At 57.3% G+C, this 9256-nt stretch carries 7 protein-coding genes; 5 read left to right on the top strand and 2 right to left on the bottom strand.

Annotation, left to right across the window (positions count from 1 at the left end; all coding sequences use genetic code 11):
* Positions 1-159: 159 nt before the first annotated feature.
* The 4 genes from ACOCD2_RS07125 (at position 160) to clpA (ending at position 7574) form a co-directional block, all read left to right on the top strand.
* The gene (locus tag ACOCD2_RS07125; protein ID WP_293646321.1) at positions 160-915 is read left to right on the top strand and encodes a tRNA threonylcarbamoyladenosine dehydratase; all 756 of its coding nucleotides are present in this window, start codon (positions 160-162) and stop codon (positions 913-915) included.
* Positions 916-996: 81 nt separating this feature from the next.
* Positions 997-4860 carry a phosphoribosylformylglycinamidine synthase gene (gene purL / locus ACOCD2_RS07130; protein WP_293646323.1) on the top strand — a complete coding sequence of 1288 codons (3864 nt, stop codon included), beginning with the start codon at positions 997-999 and terminating at the stop codon, positions 4858-4860.
* 67 nt (positions 4861-4927) lie between these two features.
* Positions 4928-5248 (top strand): ATP-dependent Clp protease adapter ClpS, encoded by a 321-nt coding sequence (gene clpS, locus ACOCD2_RS07135; protein WP_293646325.1) that lies wholly within the window; start codon positions 4928-4930, stop codon positions 5246-5248.
* A 61-nt stretch (positions 5249-5309) separates the two neighbouring features.
* Entirely contained in the window at positions 5310-7574 is a 2265-nt protein-coding gene (clpA, locus tag ACOCD2_RS07140; protein WP_293646327.1) for an ATP-dependent Clp protease ATP-binding subunit ClpA, read from the top strand.
* 24 nt (positions 7575-7598) lie between these two features.
* On the opposite strand, the gene infA is transcribed toward clpA, so the two are convergent.
* The gene (infA, locus tag ACOCD2_RS07145; RefSeq protein ID WP_041067735.1) at positions 7599-7817 is read right to left on the bottom strand and encodes a translation initiation factor IF-1; all 219 of its coding nucleotides are present in this window, start codon (positions 7815-7817) and stop codon (positions 7599-7601) included.
* A 150-nt stretch (positions 7818-7967) separates the two neighbouring features.
* Between infA and ACOCD2_RS07150 the strand changes: the two genes are divergently transcribed.
* Positions 7968-8507 carry a glutaredoxin family protein gene (locus ACOCD2_RS07150; protein ID WP_293652460.1) on the top strand — a complete coding sequence of 180 codons (540 nt, stop codon included), beginning with the start codon at positions 7968-7970 and terminating at the stop codon, positions 8505-8507.
* A gap of 42 nt (positions 8508-8549) precedes the next feature.
* Here the strand turns inward: ACOCD2_RS07150 and ACOCD2_RS07155 are convergent, their stop codons facing one another.
* Entirely contained in the window at positions 8550-9089 is a 540-nt protein-coding gene (locus tag ACOCD2_RS07155; RefSeq protein WP_293646331.1) for an AMP-binding protein, read from the bottom strand.
* Positions 9090-9256 lie beyond the last annotated feature (167 nt).

A 9256-nucleotide genomic window follows, 5' to 3' on the forward strand; every position in this document is an offset into this window, starting at 1 on the left:
GTCAATTGCTTAGCTATAAATTATACCCAGCTCACCAGGAATTTCCCAGCAACTTCTCGATGTTTTTTTACGTTAATTCAATAGGTTGGCATTTTTGGATGGACACTACTCTAAACTCTAGCATTTGAAAAACAGCACATTATATCAGGAACAGGGCGGGTGGATTATCAGCGGCGGTTTGGTGGCATGGCGCGGCTCTATGGGCAGGACGCCCTGGAGCGTTTTTCCCGTGCCCGGATCTGCGTCATCGGTATTGGTGGGGTGGGTTCCTGGGTGGTGGAAGCGCTGGCGCGCAGCGCCATCGGCGAACTGGTCCTTGTTGATATGGATCATGTGGCGGAATCCAACATCAACCGTCAGTTGCCCGCCATGAGTTCCAGTCTGGGTGCTTCGAAGATCCAGGTGATGGCACAGCGGGTGGCGGACATCAATCCCTCCGCGCGCTGTGAACTGGTGGACCAGTTCGTGACCACGGAAAATGTCTCCGCCCTGATCACCCCCGGTCTCGACTATGTCATCGACTGCATCGACAGCTTTCGCGTCAAGGTGGCGCTCGTCCGGCATTGCAAGAATACACGCATTCCTCTGGTGACCGTCGGCGGTGCGGGTGGACAGGTGGACCCGTCCCGGGTAAGGGTCTCAGACCTGAGTCGCACCGAGCAGGATCCCCTGCTGGCGAAGCTGCGCCGGGAGTTGCGCCAGCGGCATGGCTTTCCGCGCAATCCCCGCCGCAGTTTCGGGGTGCCCGCCGTCTGGTCGGACGAGCCCCTGGTGCGCCATGATGAGGTTCCGGTGCGCTGTGAAGGGGCAGGAGGAGGCGCCCTGAATTGTGGCGGTTTCGGTTCCTGCACTCCGGTTACAGCGGTCTTCGGCATGGTGGCGGCAGCCCATGTGCTGAAAAAGCTTGCCGGCTGATTTCCCGGGGCAGCTGTCCGCAGGGAGCGGAATCAGGGTATCATTGCTTCTGCTGATTTCATCTCTGACCGAGGGCCCGAAATGCTCAAGTTGCGCGGCGCGCCAGCGCTTTCCGATTTTCGTCTGGAAAAACTCAATGGCCGATTGACCGAAAGCCTGGGAAAGCCTGTTTCCGTGTATGCGGAATTCATTCATCTTGCTGAATTGTCTGAAGAACTGACGGCTTCCGAGCGTGAGACCCTGGACAGAATTCTGCGCTACGGGCCGGCACTGGCCAGCCATGATCCAAGCGGTACACTGATGCTGGTGGTGCCCCGGCCGGGTACTATTTCTCCCTGGTCGTCCAAAGCCACGGACATTGCCCATGTCTGCGACCTGCAGAATATCGAGCGCATCGAACGGGGCGTCGTGTACTACCTCGAGGGAGCGCTCGACGATACTGATCTGGTGAAGGCGGGCGACCTGCTTCACGATCGCATGACGGAATCGGTTTTCTATGATCTGGATGAAGCGGAAGCCCTCTTTCTGCATGCGGAGCCCCGGCCCTTCATAACCGTGGATGTTCTCAAAGGCGGACGGGATGCACTGCTGAATGCCAATGGTGAGCTGGGACTGGCCCTGTCGGATGACGAAATAGATTATCTCGTCGAGAGCTTCCAGGCGCTGGAGCGCAATCCCACTGACGTGGAACTGATGATGTTTGCTCAGGCGAATTCCGAACATTGCCGCCACAAGATTTTCAATGCCGACTGGGTCATCGACGGCAAGGCGCAGGACAGGAGCCTGTTCCAGATGATCCGCAATACCACGGAAAAATCACCCCAGGACGTGCTCTCCGCCTACAAGGACAACGCGGCCGTGATGCGCGGTTCCGAGGGTTACCGGTTCTTCCCCTCGGCAGATTCCGGTGTGTACGAAACGCATTGCGAGGATATCCACATCCTCATGAAGGTGGAAACCCACAACCATCCCACCGCCATATCGCCCGATCCCGGTGCAGCCACAGGCTCAGGCGGCGAGATCAGAGACGAGGGCGCCACGGGGAAAGGCTCCAAGCCCAAGGCGGGGCTGTGTGGTTTCTCCGTGTCCAATCTGCGTATCCCCGGGCGGGAGCAGCCCTGGGAGAAAGATTTCGGTAAACCGGACCGTATCGTGTCGGCGCTGGAAATCATGCTGGAAGGCCCTATTGGTGCAGCGGCGTTCAACAACGAATTTGGCCGCCCCAACCTGTGCGGCTATTTCCGTACTTACGAAGCCGCGGTGCCCGGCCCCCATGGCGAAGAGCTGCGCGGCTATCACAAGCCCATCATGCTGGCCGGTGGGCTGGGAAACATCCGTGATGAGCATGTGATCAAAGACACTTTCCCTGCCGGCTCGCCCCTGGTGGTGCTGGGCGGCCCGGCCATGCTCATCGGCCTGGGTGGGGGGGCGGCTTCCTCCATGGCATCGGGTGCTTCCGCCGAAGACCTGGACTTTGCCTCGGTGCAGCGCGCCAATCCTGAAATGGAACGGCGCTGCCAGGAAGTGATCGACCGTTGCTGCGCCCGGGGCACGGACAGTCCCATCCTGTTCATCCACGATGTGGGCGCAGGAGGACTGTCCAACGCGTTGCCCGAGCTCGTGCATGATGCGGGCCTGGGCGGGCGTTTCGAGTTGCGCACCGTGCCCTGCGACGATCCGGGCATGTCGCCCATGGAAATCTGGAGCAACGAATCCCAGGAGCGCTATGTGCTGGCCGTCGACGCGGGCAAGGTGGAGGAATTTCAGGCCATCTGCGAGCGTGAGCGCTGTCCCTATGCCATCGTGGGAGAGGCGGTGGATGAGGAGCACCTCCTGCTGGGTGACGCCTATTTCGACAACAATCCCATCGACATGCCCATGCCGCTGCTGTTCGGCAAACCGCCCAAGATGGTGCGGGAATCTCATCACCTGTCTTTTCCCAAGCCGGAGCTGGAGCTGGACGTGACGGTGGACGAAGCCGTGGAACGCGTGCTCCGCCTGCCTGCCGTCGCCAACAAGACGTTTCTTGTCACCATTGGCGACCGCAGCATCACCGGCATGGTGGCGCGGGACCAGATGGTGGGCCCCTGGCAGGTACCCGTGGCGGATGTGGCAGTGACCATTGCCGACTATGAAGGCAATGCCGGCGAGGCCATGGCGCTGGGTGAGCGCACGCCCCTGGCCCTGCTGGACGCACCTGCTTCCGGCCGTATGGCGGTGGGCGAGGCCATCACCAATCTCATGGCCGCACCGGTGGAGAACCTGGGCAAGATCAAGCTGTCTGCCAACTGGATGGCGGCGGCAGGCCACCAGGACGAGGATGCCCGCCTGTTCGATACGGTGAAGGCCGTGGGTATGGATCTGTGTCCGCGCCTGGGCATCGCCATTCCCGTGGGCAAGGATTCCATGTCCATGAAGACGGTGTGGCAGCAGGACGGACAGGACCGCGAAATGGCCGCGCCCCTGTCGCTGATCATCACCGCATTTGCTCCGGTGACCGATGTGAGCAAGGTGTTGACCCCGGTGCTGCGGATGGACCAGGGGGATACGGATCTGCTTCTCATTGATCTGGGCAAGGGGGCGAACCGGCTGGGTGCGTCTGCCCTGAGCCAGGTGTACGGACAGCTGGGCCATGCCTGCCCCGACCTAGACGACCCGGAAATGCTCAAACGCTGTTTCGATGCCGTACAGGAACTGAACCGGGATGGCTTACTCCTGGCCATGCATGACCGCTCGGACGGTGGCCTGATCACCACGCTGCTGGAAATGGCGTTCGCCAGCCGTTGTGGACTGGATATCGATACCGAGAGCCTGGACGTGAATGCACTGGCAGCACTGTTCAGCGAGGAACTGGGCATGGTGCTGCAGGTGCGTCACAGTGATTGCGACGATGTGGTCAAATGCCTGGAAGATGCCGGACTGGGACACCACAGTCATGTGCTGGGCAGTACCCGGGATGATGAAATCATTGTTATCCGTCAGGGAAATGAAAAGCTGCTGGAGCGGCGGCGCAGTGATCTGCAGCAGATCTGGTCCGAAACCACCCTGGAGATGCAGGTGCTGCGCGACAACCCGGCCTGCGCACGTGAAGAACATGAACGCATTGCTGCAGATGATCCCGGTTTGAATGCCAGCCTGAGTTTCGATCCCGAAGAAGATATTGCCGCGGCTTTCCTGGAGGTCAGCCGCCCACGTGTGGCCATCCTTCGTGAACAGGGCGTCAATGGACAGCAGGAAATGGCCTACGCCTTCCACAAGGCGGGTTTCGAGCCCGTTGACGTGCACATGTCGGATATACTCAGTGGGGTCGTGAGTCTCGCAGATTTCAAGGGGATGGTAGCCTGTGGCGGATTCAGCTACGGTGACGTGCTGGGCGCGGGGGAAGGCTGGGCCAAGTCCATTCTTTTCCACAGCCGTTCCCGGGAGCAGTTCCAGGCTTTCTTCGAGCGCGACGACACTTTCAGCCTGGGCGTATGTAACGGTTGTCAGATGCTCTCCAACATCAAGGAACTGGTTCCCGGCGCTGCGCACTGGCCGCATTTCGTGCGTAACCGCTCGGAACAGTTCGAGGCCCGGGTGTCCATGGTGGAGGTGCTGGAAAGCCCTTCCATACTGCTGCAGGGGATGCAGGGGTCGCGCATGCCGATTGCCGTGGCCCATGGTGAAGGCAGGGCGGAATACAGGGGCGCCATGCTGCCAGACAGGGGCATCAGCATGCGCTTTGTGGACAATCATGGTGCTGTTGCTGTGAAATACCCGGAAAACCCCAATGGATCTCCGGAGGGAATCACCGGTCTAACTTCAGATGACGGTCGTGCAACCATCATGATGCCGCACCCCGAACGGGTGATTCGTACGGTGCAGAATTCCTGGCATCCTGATGACTGGGGTGAAGACAGCCCTTGGATGAGGTTGTTCAGAAATGCCCGTGTCTGGGTGGGGTAACAACAGGCTGTGAGCCGGTTTTGATAGAGTGTCTTGAAAACAATGCTATGTACAAGTTTACAGAACCATGAGTGAAGAATACGAAGATAACGACAACGGGGAACTTGCAACCCAGGAAAGTCGTCCTAAACTTAAGAAGCCACCCTTGTATAAGGTGCTGTTGCTGAATGATGACTATACGCCCATGGATTTCGTGGTTGAAATACTGACCGACTATTTCCATATGAGTGAAGAGAAGGCCACACAGGTCATGTTGCATGTTCATACACGTGGTGTCGGAGTATGTGGCGTGTTCACCCGCGATATTGCAGAAACCAAGGTGGCGCAAGTGAATGACTATTCGAGGGAAAACCAGCATCCGCTGTTATGTACCATGGAAGAGGCTTAGGTAGTGCGAATCCCGGGTAACCGTTGATGGTGTTGCCGCTGATGAGGAAAAGACGAGAAAGATGTTAAGCCAGGAACTGGAATATGTGCTGAATCAGGCGTTTGTCAATGCGACGCACAAACGGCAGGAGTTCATTACCATCGAACACCTGTTGCTTGCTTTGCTGGGCAACCCGTCGGCGGTGGATGTCCTGCGGGCCTGTGGTGCAGACCTGGAGATCCTGGCTGACAACATCCGGCAGTTTATCGAAGACAACTGCCCTTTGCTGCCCGAAGGCGAGGAGCAGGAAGCACAGCCCACCATCGGCTTTCAGCGCGTGTTGCAGCGTGCGGTGTTTCATGTACAGGCATCCGGCAAGAAAGAGGTCAGCGGTGCGAACGTGCTGGTGGCCATATTCAGCGAAAAGGACTCCCAGGCCGTGTATTTTCTCAATCAGCAGGGCGTGACGCGTCTGGATGTGGTGAATTACATGGCGCACGGCGTTTCCAAGGTAGGCAAGGGAGATGCCGAAGAGGATGCTGTAGAGGGAGAATCCCCGGTCGCGTCCCCCGAAGGCGAGCCGAAACCGACCGCGCTGGAATCCTGGACGCTGAATCTCAACGAGCACGCCAGGAAAGGCAAGATAGACCCTCTCATCGGCCATGAGCATGAAGTCGAGAGAGCCGTGCAGATCCTGTGCAGGCGCCGCAAGAACAACCCTTTGCTGGTGGGTGAGGCCGGTGTGGGCAAGACGGCCATCGCCGAAGGTCTGGCCAAGAAAATCGTGGACAAGGATATTCCCGAAGTACTGCAGGACGCCACCATCTTTTCCCTGGATCTGGGTGGCCTGGTGGCCGGCACCAAGTATCGGGGTGAGTTCGAGAAACGCCTCAAAGCGGTGCTGAAGGAGCTGAAAAAGATTCCTGACAGCATCCTGTTCATCGACGAAATACACACCATTATCGGTGCGGGTGCCGCTTCCGGAGGCACCATGGATGCTTCCAACCTGATCAAGCCCATGCTGGCCTCCGGCGAGTTGCGCTGCATCGGCTCAACCACGTACCAGGAGTTTCGCGGTATCTTCGAGAAGGATCATGCGCTCAACCGCCGCTTTCAGAAAATCGATGTGGTTGAACCCAGCATCGAAGAAGTGGTGGATATCCTCAAGGGGCTGCGCAGCCGCTTCGAAGAGCACCACGACGTGAGCTACAGTGATGAAGCGCTGCAGGCTGCGGCCGAACTGGCCGACAAGTATATCAATGACCGCCACATGCCCGACAAGGCTATCGATGTGATCGACGAGGCGGGTGCGGCCACCCGGCTGCAACCGGAAGACGAGCGCCAGACGGAAGTCGGTGTCGAACAGGTGGAAACCGTGGTGGCGCGTATCGCGCGGATTCCTGAACGCAAGGTCTCCACCTCCGATGTGGATGCGTTGCGCAATCTCACGCGGGATCTGCAAATGGTGGTCTATGGGCAGGATGAAGCCATTGATGTGCTGACTGCCGCCATCCGCATGAACCGCTCCGGCCTGGCTGAAGAAAACAAACCCGTGGGTTCTTTTCTGTTTGCCGGTCCAACCGGTGTGGGCAAGACTGAAGTCACCCGCCAGCTGGCGCGGGTCCTGGGGCTGGAACTGATCCGTTTTGACATGTCCGAATACATGGAGCGCCATGCGGTGTCACGCCTGATTGGTGCGCCGCCGGGGTATGTGGGCTTCGATCAGGGCGGATTGCTGACCGAACAGATCACCAAGCATCCCCATTCCGTGCTGCTGCTGGATGAAATCGAAAAGGCGCATCCGGATGTCTTCAACCTGCTGTTGCAGGTCATGGATCACGGCACTCTCACGGACAACAATGGACGCAAGGCTGATTTCCGTAACGTGATCATCATCATGACTACCAATGCCGGAGCCATGGAAATGAGCCGCCGTTCCATCGGCTTTACAAGCCAGGATCACAGCTCGGACGGAAAAGAGGTCATCAACAAGCTGTTCACCCCGGAATTCCGCAATCGCCTGGATGCCATCATCCAGTTCCAGCCTCTTTCACTGGAGAGTGTCAGCAGCGTGGTGAGCAAGTTCCTGTTCGAGCTGGAAGGACTGCTGGCGCAAAAGCAGGTGACTATCAGCGTGGACGAGGAAGCCCGATTGTGGCTGGCGGCGCAGGGTTACGACCCCAAAATGGGCGCCCGTCCCATGGCGCGACTGATCCAGGAAAAAATCAAGAAGCCTGTGGCGGAAGAGTTGCTGTTCGGCAAACTCAGCCAGGGTGGACATGTGCGCGTCCAGGTGAAGGATGATGAACTGGTTTTCGTCTATGAGAACCAGAAAGAAGAGGCCTGATCAGGCTCTTCGGGGCAGTATGGATCAGCGCTCGCGGTAAACGATGCGTCCCTTGCTCAGGTCGTAAGGTGTCATTTCCACCTTGACCTTGTCACCGGTGAGAATCCGGATATAGTGTTTGCGCATCTTGCCGGAGATATGAGCGGTTATTACATGACCGTTCTCCAGTTCCACACGAAACATGGTGTTGGGCAGAGTCTCCTTGACCGTGCCTTCCATTTCAATTACATCTTCTTTTGCCATAAAATCACTAAAAATCGTTGATAAATAAAACGCAGCATGCTGTTCCTGAAGGAGAGAATGTCTGCGAAGGCGCAAGATTATAGCACCATGTGAACGAAATCTGCATGAAATATGGCATTGTCGGACTGATGCCCCTGGAAAATGGCGGGAATGGAAAGCATGAAAATCAGCGGAAAGGTGATATCGGGTTTCTCCGCAGGGAGAACAGGGCTGGCAATGCTCATCCTGCTACAGGCAATGCTGCTGTCCGCGGCCTGTGTTGCGGGTGGCATCTACAGCTGGAAAGACAGGGATGGCAATGTGCATTTCGGAGACCGTCCTCCGGTGGAGGTGAGCAGCACACAGCTGGATGTGAAAGTAAACACCGTCAGCGCGCCTGACAACGTGAAAAACAGTGCCAGGGAATATGCTTCGGATCTGGCCAGGCGCCAACCGGATATTCCACCGAGAAAGAAGAAAGTGGTGATGTATTCGGCTGCCTGGTGTGGCGTGTGCAAGCGCGCCAGAAAGTACTTCAAACAGCATCGTGTGCCTTTCAGGGAATATGATATCGATACCTCCAAAAGCGGGCGCAAGGCCTATGAGAAATACGGTGTCAGCAGCGTGCCGGTTATTGCTGTAGGCAGGCAGCACATGCGTGGTTTTTCACCGGAAAGCTTTGAACGCTTTTATGCCCGGGCCAGTAAATGAACAGGTCGTCAACATGAATCCAGGGTTTATACTGGAGCGTATTCAGTGTCCTGAATACAGGTTCGTCACTTCATCGGTGAAATACATGAGTACACGGTTGCGCCGCAACTTCAGGGTCGGCGTGAGCAGACCGTTTTCCGGTGTCATGGGTTCGTGGAGTATGGCGACCTTGTGTATTTTGGCGTAGCCGGGAAAAGCGCTGAGCTGTTTCTGTACCCGCACCAGCACTTCCGCAAGGATGACCTCATTGTTGTAGTTCTGCGGATCCCCGGCTTTCAGGCCGGAAGAGCGGCACAATTCGTCGAAGCGATCCGGATTGGGCACGACGAGAACGGATAAATAGGGCTTGCCCTCACCGATGACCATGGCCTGTTCGATCAGTGGATCCAGGGTAATGGCATTTTCCATGTCCGCAGGTGGAATTTTCTCGCCGGTGGAGAGCACGATGATTTCCTTCAGCCGGCCGGTGATGAAGATATGTTCATCTTCGATACGGGCCTTGTCTCCCGTATGCAGCCAGTGTTTCCCGTCGATCATGTCGGCAGTGGCTTCCGGTTTATTCCAGTAGCCCGGAAATTTCACCGCCCCACTGGAAATAGGCCTCTTTTTGTTGCATAAAGTAAGGGTTACCAAACACTTACCAGCAACAAAACAAAGAGGCCTATGAATACAGAGTGTAAACCAGAACAGTTGGAATTTCAGTCCCTGGGTCGGCGCGAGGTGATTGGCCGCTTTGACGGTGGGCGAAT

The organism is Thiolapillus sp. (genome assembly GCF_048562965.1).
GTDB classification, from domain to species: domain Bacteria; phylum Pseudomonadota; class Gammaproteobacteria; order Chromatiales; family Chromatiaceae; genus Thiolapillus; species Thiolapillus brandeum_A.